We start from the raw sequence: 15,855 nt of genomic DNA on the forward strand, positions 1-15,855 counted from the left end.
TTCCCGTCTCAAGGGCGTGCATGCATACACGCCCTAAAAAATTATTCTACCAGCCCCGTTCGCTCCACGCCCTCCACGAACCACCGCTGAGTGAATGCATACAGCACGAGCAGCGGCAGAATGATGAGGAACGCCGCTCCCATTTTGACTGGTTCAAGGAAAGCTCTGAGCCCTCCCTCCTGCGCTTCCATCGCCAATTGGGCATTTAGCTTGGATAAACCGACGGACAGCGGAACATCGGATGCGCCGAACATGTACATGGATGGGAAGTAGGCATCGTTCCACGCCCATACGAACGAAAACAAAAAAACGACGATGATCGCCGAACGCGAAATGGGAAGCATGACCCGAAAGAAGATGCGGAGCGCGCCGGCTCCGTCGATGCGGGCCGCCTCCTCCATCTCCTTCGGCAGCGTGGAGAAAAACTGGCGGAAAATCAAAACGAACAATGCGCCCTTAAGCCCGTGTCCGAATAACGCCGGCACGATAAGCGGCCAGAACGTGTTGATCCAGCCCAGCTCCTTGAACAACAGGATGGACGGCAGGATCGTCACCTGCGGCGGCATAATGAACGTGAACAACAGCGCGGCGAACCAGAACTTTTTGAACGGAAAATCAAGACGCGCGAACGCGTAGCCGGCTACGGCGCACGAGAATACTTGCAGCACTGCGGACAACGTCGATACGGTTAAGCTTACGCCAAAACTCTTCGCATAGTCCAGCATTTCTATCGCTTCCGACAGATGTCCCCCGTACACGCCCGTTGGCACCCAGATGACGGCGGGGTCCAGCAAATCCGGTGCTCCCTTAATCATCGTGGTGACCATATAGAAGACGGGCTTCAAATAAATAAAAGCCACGTCGATCAGCAGCAGGTACATAAGAAGGCGAAACAGCAGTCCTTTGTCCGCCTCCCTGCCTAGCAGCTTAAACTTCAGCCCGGCGAGAATCCCCTTTCTGCCAAACCCGGCTGGAGAGGACCTGCGCCTTGTCTTGATCCACGGTATACTTTCAAGCGACAGCTTGGCCATAATGCCCTCCTCTCTATTGACGTCTAGGCGATAACGAAGCGTTGATTCGCGAGTAGATCAGCAGCGCAAGCGCGACGAACAGCAGCACGATCATGAAGTAGATCCAGGCAAGCGCGCTGGACAGGCCATAGTTCTCCGTCGTCACCTTGCTGATGATGGGGTTGGACGGATACGTAAACAGATCCACGATGGTAAAGATCACGTTCAGGAAAATAAAGGGCACCATGCCCGGAAGCGTGATCTTCCAGAAGGTGCTCCATGGATCGGCGCCGTCGATGCGCGCAGCTTCGTACACGGTTCGCGCGATGGTCTGGCGGCCGGCGAGGAAGATCAGAATCTGGACGCCGGAGTACCAGAGCACGAGCACGAAGGAGCCGATGACATTGCCGATCGGTCCCGCCCAGGAAGGCGGCAAATAGCGGGCCAGCATATAATCGATCCGAAGCGACGAAATAATGCCGAGGGACCCTTCGCCCTGCGCGATGAATTCGCCGATGATCTGCCCCGACGCGAAGATGACCGGCAGGAAGAAGATGACGCGGAACGCCGTTCTTCCCGCGAATTTCAGATTAAGCAGGATCGCGATCATCAAGGAGAATACGATAATGATCGGGATCATGACGAGCGCTTCCCTTAGGAACGGCACCAGATCGTCATACAGCAATCCTCCGTCGGCGAACAGAATCTCGCGATAATATTGCACACCGATGGGAGTCGTCTGCACGCCCGTCACCGTAATCCGCACCTGATGGAAGCTCATGTACAGCGAATAGAAGAGAGGGAACGCCACGAACGCGAGGAAGCCTAGGATCCACGGCGCGATAAACATCGAGCCTTCCAGCTTGCGTTGCACCGTCTTCTTATTCATAGACCTTTCCCTCCTTCCTGATGTCTTCCTTCCTGATAGCGAAATCGGAAGCGCCTACGACGTAGCCGTCTCCTTGATATGGCTCCGCGTTGTAATTGACGATAACGGCATGACCGTTCTCATAGACCGTTTCCTTGACGCCTGGCGCGAGCGTCGCGTGATCGACGATGAACGCGTCTTGGACATCGCGCAGCGCCTCGTTCAACCTCTCGTACTGTTCGGCCGCCACGTCGATCCAGTCCTTGTAGTTCATACTGTAATACCAGACGGAATAAGCCTTCTTGAACGCTCCGGACGCTGCCGCCGTGAACACGTAAGCCGGGTATGCACCGTACTCCACGCTCTTTAAGTAATCGCTTTTGTATTCGTCGCGCAGATTCCCCCACTCCGATGTATACGTCACAAGTCCATGCAGGGCGATCTGGGCGAAAGGAACGGCTTCGTCTACGAAAATATCGTAGGAGTAGTCGTCGGCTATACGATGAATATGGGAAATGCCGGGCAGCGAATAGAACGAAGCGTTCTCCGCCGCGGCATATCCGATCGTCTCCGCCGTTGCGGCGAGCACGGCTTGCTGGCCGTCCAGCACCTCCGACCTCGTCGCCTGGTTGCGGCTGTTGAAGTCGGTATTCAGCGAGCTTCCAATGCCGCCAGTGAACAAAATTCCGTCCACGCCCAGCTTCTCGTACTCCGGCAGATCGCCCAGCGCCTTGCGGAACGAATACAACGGGCTGACGATCGGCACATCTTCTTCCTTGGCCGGCAGCGGCTGATAGAGCAGCGTGCCCGCCAAATTCCGAAGGCCGTCGTTCAAGCTCCAGAAGCCGCCCCGCCCGCTGTTGTTGAGCGAGTAATTAGCGGCCAGGAGCAGCTTGCCGCCGAGCTCGCCTGCCGTATTCGCCAGCGACTCCAGCCCCTTGTTGCCGCCGATTCTCCGATCGGCCGGGAGCACTCCGCCATGCGAGCTGTAGCCGTAACGCTGCCAGCCGTGATAGATGGCCGTAATGCTGCCAATGCCCGCATCCGTCAGCTCGCGCAGCATCCTCTCCGCTTCTCCCGTCGTCGTGCCCACGATGTAATCGTCCCATAGCGGACCTTGCTTCAGATCCGCCGCCACGATGTCGGCGAAGAACGGAATGTCGCCGTCCCCGGAAGGCAGGCGCTGCAAACCGCGTTCCTGAATCAAATAATCGCGGAATTTCGCGGCCATGGCGGGATAGCCGACGTCTTCTCCCTCCAGCAAGTAATAACGGACGCTCCGCTCCGCGGCTTCGAACCGCTCCTTGCTGAACGTGTAGAAACCTTCGACGCCGCGGCGGTCGGTGCTTTGGAAAAATTTGATTCGGTACTGCCACTCCGCCGTGATCCAGTTGCCGTTGCCAAGAGAGCCCGCCGGCGCCGCGAACAGCTTGGCGTATTCCTCGCCTTCCGTCAGCACGCCGAGGAACGATTGTTTGCCCGACTTTAAGCCAAAGACGGGCATCTTGACTTCGCTTCTGTTCGTCACCTCGTTGTAGAAGGCCAGATCGGAGCCGTATACCGGCTCCCGATAGACGGACTTGTCGTTGCTCCGGTTCTCTTCGAAGCGGGCAAGCGCGCCCGATCCGTCCGGCAGCAGCAAGTAACCTTCCTTGTCGATCGACGGCTGCGAGCCGAACATCGGATAAGCCTTCAGGTTAAGGAGACTTAGCGCTCCTTCCGTAATTCCGCCGTCTATGATTCTCACCTCGACGTAATCCTCCCGAAGCGTCACCTCGACGGGAATCTTGAAGCCCGTAGAGTTAAAATGGTAGGTCGCGCGGAAACCGTCCTCCATCTCCTCGAACGCCAGGACGCCGCGCTCTTCCATCCAGTTCGTCAGCTTCGTCTGCGACTTGGAACTGGAAGCGTCGATATATTCCAGCATGACCGGCGACAGCAGATTGCTGCGCCAGACGCCGCTTGTCGCTTCATCCTCCCAATAGGCCGGCTCCGGGTAGGAACGCCAGAAGTTGCCGCTGTCCTTGCTCTCCGCCTTGAAGTGTCCCGTCTCCGCGTCGGCCCATAGAATTAGGGAATCCGACTCGGCTACCCTCGCGAAGCTTCCCTCGTTCGGCAGCCTGGGTTCGATTGGAGAAGACAGATTCGTCGAAGCGGAAGCCTCGTCTTGGACAGCTTCCCCGGCTGCCGTTGTCGCGTTGCCCTGCTCGCCAGCTGTTCCATCGCGCTGAATCAGCCAGAACATGGCACCGAGAAGGAGGATGATAGCGACGCCAACCGAAGCCAATGCCAGAACCCTCCGTTTCATCGAATGGCCACCTCCTGATAGATGGAATAGATAAAGCCGATGAGTTCGCTGGTCAGGCTGAACGTGATGAAGATGAGAATAGCCATAATGAACATGGTGAGCACGGTCAGGAACAAATTTTTGACGGTCTCCCCGACGCTGTAATTCTGAACGCCCTGCACTTGCCAGAACAGCAGCAGTCCCGCCCAACCGTACAAGCCATATTCCAGAAATCCGTAAATAGACGCTTCGTTAAGCGTCATGACTCCGGACAAAACGGTGAGCGGCACGCCGACGATCGCGAAGGGAAACATCGCATACGCGCTCGCCGTGTAGACGTCCCGGAATCGTCCTTCCCCTTGATTAAGCGAGCTGACCAGGTAGCTGGCGACGACGAAGCCCAGCCAGACGACCGCGAATTGCAGCAGCGGCGTCAAGACGCTGGCATCTACTATAATAGAAGGATTATAGATGAAGTTCGTGCCGGAGCGAATGAAACCGTACGAGGCAAGCGCGATCAGCAGCACCGCGCTCCCGCCGGCCACGCTCCCCTTGCCCTCGTGCCTGATGCCGTAGAAGCCGTCAAGCGGGTGGCGAATCAGATACGACACAATGCCTAGCTGCGTCGACATCGCCTTCCATCCTCGCCAGAATTCTCTCCGCTTCCGGACACGCTCCTTCCCGTATCGCCGTCCCAGCTTCTTGGCCAGCAGGAAGATCAGGAAGAAGACGATGGCGGCGTTCATGAACAGCCCGAATTGGCTTTGGAACCACAGCAGTCTGTTCTGCCAGAAGGAATCGGAGTAGCCCTGCGCGAGGCCGATATCCTTGAACAGCCTTTGCGCCTCGGCGTAATCTCCGCGCTTGTAAGCGGCCTTTGCCAATCCCAGCACGGCCGGGGCGTAATAGGCATTCTGGCGATATACTTCCCGCCATAACGGCTCGCTGTCTTCATAACGTCCGTCCTGCGTCAAGCCGTTGGCCTGGTGCACCAGTGCTCCGAATTCCGTCAACTCATACTTCTGAATGACGTTGTTCTCGCTGTCAAGAATGTACAGATTGTTGGCGGAGTCGTTCGCGACGGCCGCCGGGGTCTTTACGAGGCCCAGCTTCGTCGTCGTGTCTCCCGCGGCGCCGCCCCAGAAGAACAGCAGATTGCCGTTGCCGTCGTATTGGCTGACGACGTTCAGCCGGGAATCGACCACCGTCATGTTGCCGTCGGCGTCCACGGTCAGATCGTTTAATTGCGGAGCCGTCTGCCGTACGGCGTTCGGGTCCCGTATCGTTTCTCCAAAGCGGCCATCCGACAACGAATCGGCGAACTCCCCCTTGCCGGACAACTGATCGAGACCGGCGATGTTCAGCTTTTTGAGCTGACCCTGCCCTACTTCCTTGGTGACCGTATAGATGAAGCCTTCTCCGTTCTGATCGACGCTCGTAATGGATCCCGGCAGCTTGCTAATCTCGCGCTCGTACATCTCCCGCGTATACAAAAGCCGCTTCACGCTATCGACGAAGGAGAAGCTTGTGCGGTTGGCGCCGAAGAAACCTTGAAATTCGCCCTTGGGATCCAACTGAAGCAATCCTTGATAACCGCCAAGCGTGGCGATGTACAGAAATCCGCGTTTGTCGACGACGAGCTTGACTGGGTCGAACTTAAACGAATCCGGGAGCAGCTTGGAGTCCGGCCTGCCGTATTCCGCGAGCACTTCTCCTTCCGCGCTGACGCGGAGCACGCGATTATTGCCCGTATCGGCAATGTACATATCGCCGTTCTCATGCACGAACAGCCCTTGCGGACGATTTAGCGGATTATCGGGAAAGGTCAACATGCGCACGAGTTCTCCGCCGCTGTCCAGATGTACGATCCGATTGTTGTTCGTATCCGCGATATAGAGCTCATCCTGAGCATCGATAAACAAATCCTGCGGCTGATTAAGCGGAGAGTGCTTCAGCCCCCCCTCGCTTTCGGGGTCTGCGATGAACAGCTCCCGGCCAAGCGCGCCTTCGGGGCGATATGCCGTCTGAATGCGATATTGCTGATGATATTGGTCTTTGTAGTACGTCTGGTATGGCACATCCGCATGAGCCTTGCCCGGATAAACCGCAAGAAATGCGATCGTCGCCGCTGCGGTCAGCTGCAACGCGCGCAGCGCTAGCCGTCTCTTCATCTCTTCTCCCTCCGCTCTTATTTGATTCCGGAATGCGCCATCGTGGCGATCACCTTGCTCTGAAGAATGACGAACACGATGAGATTCGGCACGAACATAATAAGGGAAGCCACGGCGGCCGCGCCTTGCATCGCTACGTTGTTCGCGAGATTATTCGTCAAAGTCGACAGGAAAAACGCGAAGCTCTTCATCTCGTCGTCCAGCATGAACAGCGCCGAGGTTTCGATATTGCCCCACGAATTCTGGAAGGCCAGAATGGCGACCGTCGCGATGGCAGGCATGCAGACCGGCACGACGATGCGAAGGAAAACGACGAATTCGCTCGCCCCGTCGATCCTGGCCGCTTCCAAAAGCGAATCCGGTATTTGGTCCACGAACTGCTTCAGCAGGAAAACGCCGATCGGCATCGCCATTAGAGGCAGCAAATGTGCGAAATAGGTGTTCATGATGCCGATCTCGCTGACGACCAGATAACGCGGAATCTGCACGACCTCCGGCGCGAACATCAGCGTCAGAAGAATGGCGGCGAACACGAAGCCCGCTCCCGGGAAGCGGTGCTTGGAGAGCGGGAAGGCGCACAGCGCGCTGACGCCCGTCACGAGCAGCACCGCGAGCGCCGATACGAACACGCTGTTGAACAGGTACCGTATCATAGGGACGGTGGAGCGCGCCGTCACGGCGAGCAGCTCGTTCACATTCTGCAGCGAAGGCTCCTGAACGAAGAACGTCGGCGGATACAGGAACAGCTCGTGGTAGGGCTTGAAGGCATGGTTAAAAATATAGACGATCGGCAGCAGCATAAATACCGACAACACAATAAGCAATAACGTGAGCAGCTTCTGGAACCCGTCCATCGCCGACAGGCGGGGACGTCTCCGTAGCTTCAGCAGCGAGCGCAGAGCGTTCATCTATTCATCTCCCTTCGAGCCGAACAAGCCCCAGCTTAATTTGTTGGACGCGTACATTAATAGAAGCAGGAAAACCGAGATAGCCGCCGCATATCCCATCTCGAACCGGATGAAACCAAAGTCGTCGATATGGTTAATGATGAGATGGCCGGAATAGGCGGGCGTCGGATTGACGCCGGACAGCTCCACGCCGATTGCGCCAGTCTTAAAGGTCGTCACGATCGCCATGACGGCGCCGAACAGCATCTGCGGCTTCATGGACGGAATCGTGATATACCAAATTTCCTGGAGACGGCTCTTCATGCCGTCGATGCGGGCGGCCTCGTAATAATCCTTGTTCACGTTCAGTATGCCGGCCAGCATCGCGAGGAAACCAACTCCCATGCTGGACCATAACGTCACGCCGATCATGGCATTCATCAGATAGCTGGGATCGGTGACCCACAGCTGCGGCGTGTCGATCCAGCCGAGCCTGAGCAGCACGCTGTTGAGATAGCCGATCCTATCTCCCGTCAGCAAGGGCAGCCAGACGATGGACATAGCGATGCCGATCGTAAGCGACGGCGTATACATCGCCAGCGCGAACCACTTGCGCGTGACCGCAGGAAGCTGCGAGATGAGCCAGGCGAGCAGGAAGGCCGCGATGTAGCCGCCCGGACCTACGATAATGGCGAACTTGAACGTATTGGGCAGCGCGTGCTTCAGGAACAGCAAATCCTGCGAGATGAGATATTGAAAGTTCTGCCAGCCAATGAAACGCGGCGGTTCGATGGCATTGAAGTAAGTAAAGCTTAACGCGATCGCGGCAAGGACGGGAACGACGATAAATGCGACGAAACAAAGCATGAACGGCGCGATAAACAGATAGCTCAGGCGATAATGCCACATTTCGTTCAGCAAGGTTCTGAAGCGGCCGGCGGAACGCATTGAGATAGGCTCCGCATGCGATTCTGGCAGTGCGCCTTGCCGGGCGGGAGCCAACGCAGCCGCCAGCTCCCCCGCCCCATCGCGGCTTCTCTGCAGATGATCTCGGCGCTCTCCACCTCCGGGCTGGCTGCTCTCGGCTGCGCGAGCTCCCGGTCTCGTCTCGCTCAGGGCGGCCGCGCCTCCCCCTCCGGTCTTACTTGACATATCGATTCACCTCGTTCCATGGCTCCTTCACGATTGGGAAGTCCAACGTCTTGAGGGAGTTGCCCTCCGCGTCTACGAAACCGAACTCTTGCTGCTTCCGCAGCAGCTCCCGGTTGATGTCCAGAATGGACGCCTCCAGCGACGCCCTGTAGTTCATGCCGTCGATGACGGAGCGCACCCACGCGTTGTTGAGCTCGCGCCCCATAAAGTATCCCCCGGGCGGATTCTCCTTCTCCTTGTACCAGGCCCACTGCCGCAGAATAACGTTGGCGTCCTCCCGCTTCCAGGGCAGCTGGACGAAAGCTTCGATATTGGCAGTGTTCCAGCGGAAAGACACGCCGTTGATCGCCTCCAGGTCGGAGCCGTAACGCACTTGCGTCTCCGTGGACACCCACCATTTCAGAAACTCCCAGGCTTCATCCTTCTTCTGCGATTCCTGAAAGACGACGCCGGTCGTCTGCTGGCCACCCGCCCAACGCTTAATGGAGCCGTCCCCCTGTTCGACGCCCGGAATGAGCGCGATGCCCCAACGACCGTTCAGCTCCGGCGCCGCCGCGGAGAGCTGCACGTACATGTTGTAATCAGAGATGCCGATGGGCATCTTGCCGCTCCGGAAGTGCTGATAGAAGCTCGGCACTTGCTTCTCCAAGGCATACATATTAAACAAGTCGGTCCACTGCTTGAAGGCGGCGAAGCCCCCCGGCGTATCCAGTCCCGTCGCGAAGCCGTCCGGCGTATAAAATTCCACGTCGTTCTGCGAGATGAACGGGAGGAATTCCCCCGGATCGATATAGAAATTCATGAAGTGCTGCTGCAGCGTCGGCAGCAGATCGTATACATCCTGCCACGTCTCCGGTATGTCCAGCCCAAGCTCCCTCATAATATCCTTGCGATAATAAAGCACCTGGAAGGATTGCGTCTCGGGCACCGCGTAGTACCCCTTATCGTAGTAAAGCGCCTGCCAGGAGCCTGGGCTATACTGATCGTAGATGTCCCCGAAGTCATCGAACTGGGACAAATCGTACACGCTGCCCCGTATCGCATAGTCGACGGGCAAATCCTGGTTAAGGCCGAGCGCCACATCCGGCTGCAAGCCGGCCGCGTTCGACATGACGAGGAGCTGCGGGTTCGGCAGCAGATTGACCTTTACTTTGATGCCGGTGAGCGGCGTAAACGTCTCATCCGCAAGATCCTGCAGTTGAGTCACGTAATCGCGGCCGCGCAGCACCCAGACGTTAAGCTCCCTGTCGTCCATCTCGCCAAGACTTTGACGCGTGTTAAAGGAATAAAAGAAGTTCGCAGCTACTCCAGCCGCCTTATCCGCCCACGATGCGGTCATATTCGGAAAGCTCTTGTCGCTCGGAGCGATAAAGATCTCGTCAAGCTGCAAAGGCTGCTTGTGCATATTGACCACGAAATTGTTGATCTTCTCCGTAATGGAGGATATTTCGTCGATATGGTACGGAATTTCGTCCGGAATACGCAGCAGGCTGCGGATATCGCCGGCCGAAGAGCGGAAGCCTTCGCTTGCGCTGTCCTTGCGGCCGTTCACTTCTTCCATGCCCGCCGCCAGCGCATCCAGATTGGAAGCCGCCTGCTCCAGCTGCTCCCGCAGCCCCGGCAGATCGCGATCGATCTTCCAGGTCCGGTTGCGGTCGGTCTGGCCGCTGGTCATGGAGCTGAGATCCTGCTCGATGTCCCGCAGCAGGGCGCTCAAATTTTCGATGCCCCGCACGATAGGGCTTACCGCTGCATGCGTCAGCGCGATCGACAACGTGTGCTTGCCCTGCTCCAAATATACGAGGAAGGGTTCCCCCGCATCGTCGGACAAGACGACTTCCTGCCAATCGGAGTGATACGGGAATCGATACGTCAGCCATTCCCGGAACGGCACTTCGCCGTCGATCCGGATCGTGCGGAACGAAGCCTTCTGGGAGAAGCGGTTCTGCAACGCCCTCAGCCCGATCTTGTAATAGCCGCTCTCCGAGACGTCGAACTCCCAGCCTACCTCCTGGTTCGGCCAGTCCCAGCGCACGCCGCCCATCGTGTTATAGGTGATGCGTCCCTCGGCTCTGGGAATGGTGCGCCAGTCGCGATCCCACATCATGACGACGGACGGATCGTTTTTCCATGTCATTCGCTCGGCTTGAATCGTCAGCACTTCGGCGTCCCCCGATGCGGCTGCGCTATACGCCGCGGCAACCTCCCCGTACGAAAGAGGAGTACGCGGCGGCTCAAGCGTCAGCTCGGAGATCGCGATGGGCTCGTAGCCCTCCAGCCGGATCGTATGCGTGCCCGGAGTGAAGTGCCAGCGGAACGGTTCGGCGTAATTCGCTCCCGAATCGGCAAGCGGATGGGTTGACCATCCCGTTATATCCTCGGCTACGGGGCGGATTTCATCCCCGTCTTCGTTTTTTTTCAGCTCGTCCTTGTCCCTCCACAATCTGTACAGCGTAATGGAAGAGGCCTCGCGGAACGGGCGAGCGCCGTCTATCGTGACATCCAATACGATTGGACGGGTGTAGCCATTTCCCATTAGCGGATGATAGGACGCGTAAATTTCATATAAGCCCTCCTCCGCCACAGTCACCTCGTACTCCACCCAGTTCGTATCCTTGGATTCCCATATCAGGACGCCGCTCTTTCCCTCGTATTCGCCTAAGGTCAGCGCGCTGTCGCTTGATCTGGCGGATGGCGTACCGGCAGGGATCGTTATGCGAGACTCGGCGTTCTGTATGCCTTCCGACTTAAACCCCGCCAGCACCTTGGCATAGTAGGGCTCCAGCTCCGCTTCCGCGATGGAGCGGTCGTCCCATTGCCGGAAACCCGCGAGCTCGCCGGTCGGCTCGTAAGTCCCCGACAATCCCTTTGCTCCATTCGCCGGCGCCATAAACGCGGCCAGCAGCAGCAGCAGCAGCACGGCGACCGCCAGCGCGATCAGAATCCCGTAAAATACCCTTTTGCCGCCATATGTTCTCGTCATTCGTTATCTCTCCTTTCCGCCATGACTTCGCCGTCTTCAATAGAACTTTTCGAACGACCTCATTTAGTGCGTCAGCCTTTGTCCGCTGTCAGCATCGAAGAACAACGCCTTCGACATGTCCATGACGATTCTCAGCTTCTCGTTCTCTTCGCAGCGATAGTAAGCCTCAACGCGGACCACCAGCGGCTTATCTTGACCGATATCCAGATGCAGGAACCGATCGGCCCCCATCAGCTCGCTGACTTTGTAGATGCCCGTCAAGACGGAGTCCGAATACAGCCCCTCGGGGCCGATATGCTCCGGACGTATGCCAAGCGTAATCCGGCGGCCGATCTTGTTATGCTTGCGCAGCAGATCGGCGGAATCCTTCGGAATCCGAAGTCCGAACCGCGAGGTGTTGAAGAGCAGGTTGCCGCCGGGCTCCTCAACAACTTTTCCTTCCACGAAGTTGATCTGGGGAGAACCGATAAAGCTGGCGACAAACGTATTGCTCGGCGTCTGATAGACGGCCTCCGGCGTATCGATCTGTTGAATGATGCCGTCCTTCATGACGACGATCCGGTCCGCCATCGTCATCGCTTCGATCTGGTCATGCGTCACGTAGATGAAGGTCGCGCCCAGCGACTTGTGCAGCTTGATCAGCTCCATCCGCATCTGAACGCGCAGCTTCGCGTCCAAATTGGATAAAGGCTCATCCATCAGGAACACCTTGGGATCGCGCACGATCGCCCTGCCCAGCGCGACGCGCTGGCGCTGGCCGCCCGATAGTTCCTTCGGCTTGCGATTCAAGTAAGGCTCTATCTCCAGCACCCGGGCCGCGCGGCGCACCGCAAGATCGATTTCGTGGCGCGGCTGCTTTCGCAGGCGCAGGCCGAATGCAATATTTTCGTAGACGCTCATGTTGGGGTATAACGCGTAATTCTGGAATACCATGGCGATGTCGCGGTCCTTTGGCGGCAGATCGTTGACGAGTTGCTCGCCGATGTAGACCTCGCCCTCCGTAATGTCCTCCAGTCCCGCTATCATCCGCAGCGTCGTCGATTTGCCGCAGCCGGAGGGGCCGACGAAGACAAGGAATTCCTTATCCCTGATGTCGAGATGGAAGTCGTCCACGACGTTCTGCTTATCCTTGCCGTATCGCTTATACAAGTGCTGAATCGATATGCTTGCCATCCCGCCCGCCTCCTATGAGATGCAAAGGGACCGCCGCTTGCTTGGCGACGATCCCGCTTCGCTTGCTTACTTGCTCGTATTGTTCAACGTCTCCAGTTCCTTCTCGATTCCTTCCTGGGCCACGCGCAGCGCCGTATTGACGTCCATGCCGTCGACGGCGATACTGCGTTCCGCCTCCGTCAGGAATTTGCGCACTTTGCTTTCGAATTTGTGAGGTTTGATCGCGTTGCGCGGCGGCGCTTTGAAAATATTCTCGACCGTCTTGCCTTCCAGCACCGGAATATCCTGTCCGTACACTTCCTCGAATTGCTTTCCTTCCACCGTTGGCACTCGTCCCGCCTTCGCAAGGGCAAGCTGCGATTCATCCGTCAGCAGATTCGAGATGACTTGGAAGGCCAAGTCTTTATGTTTGCTGGCTTTCGTCACGACGAGCGAATGGACGTTGACCGCTTTGCCCGTGCCGAGGTTCTCCTCGAAATTCGGGAACGGCGCGAAATCCCAGTTCAGCTCGATTCCCTGCTGGCGCAGCTCCTCGAGAGGTCCCAGCAAGTGGGCGATATTGTAAGCGACAATGGCCAGATTCTGTTCATTAAAGAAAATATCGTCGTCGTTCGCATATTGGTATCGACCGTCGGGACCGATATATCCTTGCACCTCATAGCTCTTCTTCAGTTGCTCGAACACTTTGCGCCATTGCGGCGTCGTCACGTCGGCTTTGCCCGTCTCCGGGTCGATAATGAACAGATCAAGTCCGGTCGCGATGTTGCTGGAGCCGAATAGATCGATGCCGACATAGTCCACGCCATTGTCGCTGCGCGTTACCGTTTTGCCGACCTCGATCGCTTGATTCCAGCTCATTTGCTCATTCGGCGGATACGAGGCCCCGAACTTGTCGAAGATGTCCTTGTTATAGAAAATAACGGGCAGGTTCACGGAGAACGGGATAGCCGCCACTCCCTCTTCCGGCGAATACTTCTGAACGACGTCCAGCACGACCGGCTTAAGTCGGCTTAGATCCACGTTATGTTTCTCGATATAAGGCGCCAGATTCTCCACAAGATCCAGGTCCTTTAGCGTCGTGGCAATTGAAGTCGTCGACACGAACATAATGTCGGGAACCTCGCCCGACGTAATGAGCGGTTCAAGCTCAACATCCTCAGGCGCGTCCACCCACTCCAAGGTGACATGCGGGAATTTCTCCTTCGTCTGCTGCAGCAGCGTCTTCTCGAATTCCGCTTGCGTGACGGTAATGCCCGCCCGAAGCACCTTCAGCGTGACGGGCTCCTGATTGTCTTCCCCCTTCTCCGTGGCCGTCGGCGTCGTGCCGCCGCTTGTATCGGCTCCCGAACCGTTTTTGGTTCCGCCGCTGCATGCCGCAAGCATCGTGATCATCATGATTAACAACATTAGAATAAGTCCAGCCCTTTTCATCTTTCATTCTCCTCTTGTGGGTCGATTTTATATATTAATAATTCGCATTGAAATAGTTGGAATTAGTTAAATGAAAAAAGGACACGCGAGCGAGGCCTGCTTCGCTCCGCTCGCGAATGTCCTTATGTCTCGTATTGATCCGTTATTTAATTAAGCACCAAATCGCAAGCTTCTTCCGGCATCCACCGTTTATCCTTGCCCTCCCATTTCACATTGCAGCCGACCGGGTTGGTCAGCGGTACGGCAACTTCCCGCCCTGCCAGATAGTCGTCAAGCGCGTTCTCCAAATCGTGTGATGTAATTTTCTCCGCATCCTTGGGAGAGTCGACCGCACGGCCCGTATAGATCAGCTTGCGCTCGGCATCGAACACATAGAAATGCGGCGTGCGAAGCGCTCCGTAGGCCAGTGCCGCTTCCTGCCGCGCGTCGTGAAGATAAGTCCACGGGAACTTATGCTCATCGATGCGTTCAATCATCTTCTCGTAGGAATCATCCGGGTTAGTTGTTGCGCTGTTCGCATTAATCGCGACGAAGGCGACGCCCTCCGGTCCGTACTTTAATGCCGTCGTCCGAGTCACCTCGTCCGAACCTTTGACGAAGGGGCAATGATTGCACGTGAACCATACGACAAGCGCCTTCGCATCCGCGAAATCGTTTAAGGTATAATGTTTCCCGTCGGTCGCAAGCAATTTAAACTCCGGTGCGTTCTCACCAATTTGTACTGTGTATGCCATTAAAATCATCCCTTCTCCATTTCAATGTTGTATAGCCGCTTCCGCCATTAGGGGGAAACAAAAAGAGACATGACTGCCCGATTCGGGAAGCCGTGTCTCTGGTTGACCAGTCGAACGCTTCTTTTATATTTGTGAGAGTTCAATTCAATATTCGATGTCGAATACGCTACTTGGGTTACTTCGTGATGGAAGCGGACTTTTTGAACTACCTCCATCAAGCTTGTTGTTCCTCCGCATATAGCACCGTCGACAAATAACGTTCTCCGTTGCTCGGCACGACGGCGATGACACGTTTGCCGGCGCCCAGTCTCTCAGCCAACTGCAGCGCTGCATAGATCGCGGCTCCCGACGAGATGCCGCCCAGAATCCCTTCCTTCTTCGCTGCCAGCCGCGCCGTCTCGAAGGCTTGCTCGTTCGTCACCTGAATCACTTCGTTGTAGATGTCGGTGTCCAGAATAGAAGGAACAAAACCCGCTCCGATGCCCTGAATTTTGTGCGGGCTTGGGCTTCCGCCCGACAACACCGGCGATGCGGCCGGCTCCACCGCGGCGATAATAATATCCGGGAACGCGGTGCGAAGCACTTCTCCGGCTCCCGTGATCGTGCCCCCGGTACCGATGCCGGCGATGAAACCGTCCAGCTTGCCGTCCAGGGAGTTGATCGCCTCCACGATCTCCGGCCCCGTCGTCTCCCGGTGAATCTTCACATTGGCGAGATTGTCGAATTGCTGAGCAGGGAAGTAGTCGGGATTTCGGTCTAAAATTTCTTTGGCGGTCCGAATGGCGCCCTTCATCCCTTCGGTACCGGGCGTAAGCACCAGCTCCGCTCCGTAGGCTCGCAGCAGATTGCGCCGCTCGAGACTCATCGTCTCAGGCATGACGAGTATGGCTCGGTAGCCTCTCGAAGCCGCCACGAGGGCGATGCCGATTCCCGTATTGCCGCTCGTCGCCTCGATAATCGTAGCGCCGGGCTTCAGTTTTCCTTCGCGCTCCGCTTCCTCGATGATGCTGATGGCGATCCGGTCCTTCACGCTGCTGCCGGGGTTAAAAAATTCAAGCTTCAAATAAATTTCCGCGCTGCCCTCGGGAACGATTTTGTTCAAACGAACGAGCGGCGTATCTCCGATCAAATCGGTGATATGATTGACGATGCGTGCCAT

General features: G+C 56.8%; 11 protein-coding genes. All 11 read right to left on the reverse strand.

Annotated features, from left to right (window positions below; genetic code table 11):
- Positions 1-41: 41 nt before the first annotated feature.
- The 11 genes from H7F31_RS27585 to cysK all read right to left on the reverse strand — a co-directional run bounded on the left by H7F31_RS27585 (position 42) and on the right by cysK (position 15,855).
- Positions 42-1,031, reverse strand: a complete 990-nt coding sequence (locus tag H7F31_RS27585; RefSeq protein WP_187101402.1) for a carbohydrate ABC transporter permease — start codon at positions 1,029-1,031, stop codon at positions 42-44.
- A 13-nt stretch (positions 1,032-1,044) separates the two neighbouring features.
- Positions 1,045-1,899, reverse strand: coding sequence for a carbohydrate ABC transporter permease (locus tag H7F31_RS27590; RefSeq protein ID WP_187101403.1), 855 nt, complete (start codon positions 1,897-1,899; stop codon positions 1,045-1,047).
- Positions 1,892-4,186 (reverse strand): DUF5696 domain-containing protein, encoded by a 2,295-nt coding sequence (locus H7F31_RS27595; protein ID WP_187101404.1) that lies wholly within the window; start codon positions 4,184-4,186, stop codon positions 1,892-1,894. The genes H7F31_RS27590 and H7F31_RS27595 overlap by 8 nt, the downstream gene beginning before the upstream one ends.
- Positions 4,183-6,336, reverse strand: a complete 2,154-nt coding sequence (locus H7F31_RS27600) for a YIP1 family protein (RefSeq protein WP_187101405.1) — start codon at positions 6,334-6,336, stop codon at positions 4,183-4,185. Before H7F31_RS27600 ends, H7F31_RS27595 begins: the two co-directional genes overlap by 4 nt.
- Positions 6,337-6,353: 17 nt before the next feature.
- Positions 6,354-7,244: a carbohydrate ABC transporter permease gene (locus tag H7F31_RS27605; protein ID WP_108994487.1), complete on the reverse strand. Its 891-nt coding sequence runs from the start codon at positions 7,242-7,244 to the stop codon at positions 6,354-6,356.
- Positions 7,245-8,171 carry a carbohydrate ABC transporter permease gene (locus H7F31_RS27610; RefSeq protein ID WP_187105573.1) on the reverse strand — a complete coding sequence of 309 codons (927 nt, stop codon included), beginning with the start codon at positions 8,169-8,171 and terminating at the stop codon, positions 7,245-7,247.
- 193 nt (positions 8,172-8,364) lie between these two features.
- Positions 8,365-11,358, reverse strand: a complete 2,994-nt coding sequence (locus H7F31_RS27615) for an extracellular solute-binding protein (protein ID WP_187101406.1) — start codon at positions 11,356-11,358, stop codon at positions 8,365-8,367.
- 63 nt (positions 11,359-11,421) lie between these two features.
- A complete protein-coding gene (locus H7F31_RS27620; RefSeq protein WP_187101407.1) occupies positions 11,422-12,531 on the reverse strand; it encodes an ABC transporter ATP-binding protein in 1,110 nt (369 codons plus the stop codon).
- A gap of 66 nt (positions 12,532-12,597) precedes the next feature.
- On the reverse strand, positions 12,598-13,962 hold the full coding sequence (locus tag H7F31_RS27625) for an ABC transporter substrate-binding protein (protein ID WP_187101408.1): 1,365 nt from the start codon (positions 13,960-13,962) through the stop codon (positions 12,598-12,600).
- Positions 13,963-14,108: 146 nt separating this feature from the next.
- Positions 14,109-14,696: a thioredoxin family protein gene (locus H7F31_RS27630; RefSeq protein WP_187101409.1), complete on the reverse strand. Its 588-nt coding sequence runs from the start codon at positions 14,694-14,696 to the stop codon at positions 14,109-14,111.
- 214 nt (positions 14,697-14,910) lie between these two features.
- Positions 14,911-15,855, reverse strand: coding sequence for a cysteine synthase A (gene cysK, locus H7F31_RS27635; protein ID WP_187101410.1), 945 nt, complete (start codon positions 15,853-15,855; stop codon positions 14,911-14,913).

Origin of the sequence: Paenibacillus sp. PAMC21692 (assembly GCF_014303795.1) — a bacterium.
In the GTDB taxonomy this organism is placed as follows: Bacteria; Bacillota; Bacilli; order Paenibacillales; family Paenibacillaceae; genus Pristimantibacillus; species Pristimantibacillus agaridevorans.

Coding starts and splice junctions, on each gene's coding strand:
- H7F31_RS27585 (WP_187101402.1), bottom strand. CDS start 1,031: ATGGCCAAGCTGTCGCTTGAAAGTATACCGTGGATCAAGACAAGGCGC.
- H7F31_RS27590 (WP_187101403.1), bottom strand. CDS start 1,899: ATGAATAAGAAGACGGTGCAACGCAAGCTGGAAGGCTCGATGTTTATC.
- H7F31_RS27595 (WP_187101404.1), bottom strand. CDS start 4,186: ATGAAACGGAGGGTTCTGGCATTGGCTTCGGTTGGCGTCGCTATCATC.
- H7F31_RS27600 (WP_187101405.1), bottom strand. CDS start 6,336: ATGAAGAGACGGCTAGCGCTGCGCGCGTTGCAGCTGACCGCAGCGGCG.
- H7F31_RS27605 (WP_108994487.1), bottom strand. CDS start 7,244: ATGAACGCTCTGCGCTCGCTGCTGAAGCTACGGAGACGTCCCCGCCTG.
- H7F31_RS27610 (WP_187105573.1), bottom strand. CDS start 8,171: ATGCGTTCCGCCGGCCGCTTCAGAACCTTGCTGAACGAAATGTGGCAT.
- H7F31_RS27615 (WP_187101406.1), bottom strand. CDS start 11,358: ATGACGAGAACATATGGCGGCAAAAGGGTATTTTACGGGATTCTGATC.
- H7F31_RS27620 (WP_187101407.1), bottom strand. CDS start 12,531: ATGGCAAGCATATCGATTCAGCACTTGTATAAGCGATACGGCAAGGAT.
- H7F31_RS27625 (WP_187101408.1), bottom strand. CDS start 13,962: ATGAAAAGGGCTGGACTTATTCTAATGTTGTTAATCATGATGATCACG.
- H7F31_RS27630 (WP_187101409.1), bottom strand. CDS start 14,696: ATGGCATACACAGTACAAATTGGTGAGAACGCACCGGAGTTTAAATTG.
- cysK (WP_187101410.1), bottom strand. CDS start 15,855: ATGGCACGCATCGTCAATCATATCACCGATTTGATCGGAGATACGCCG.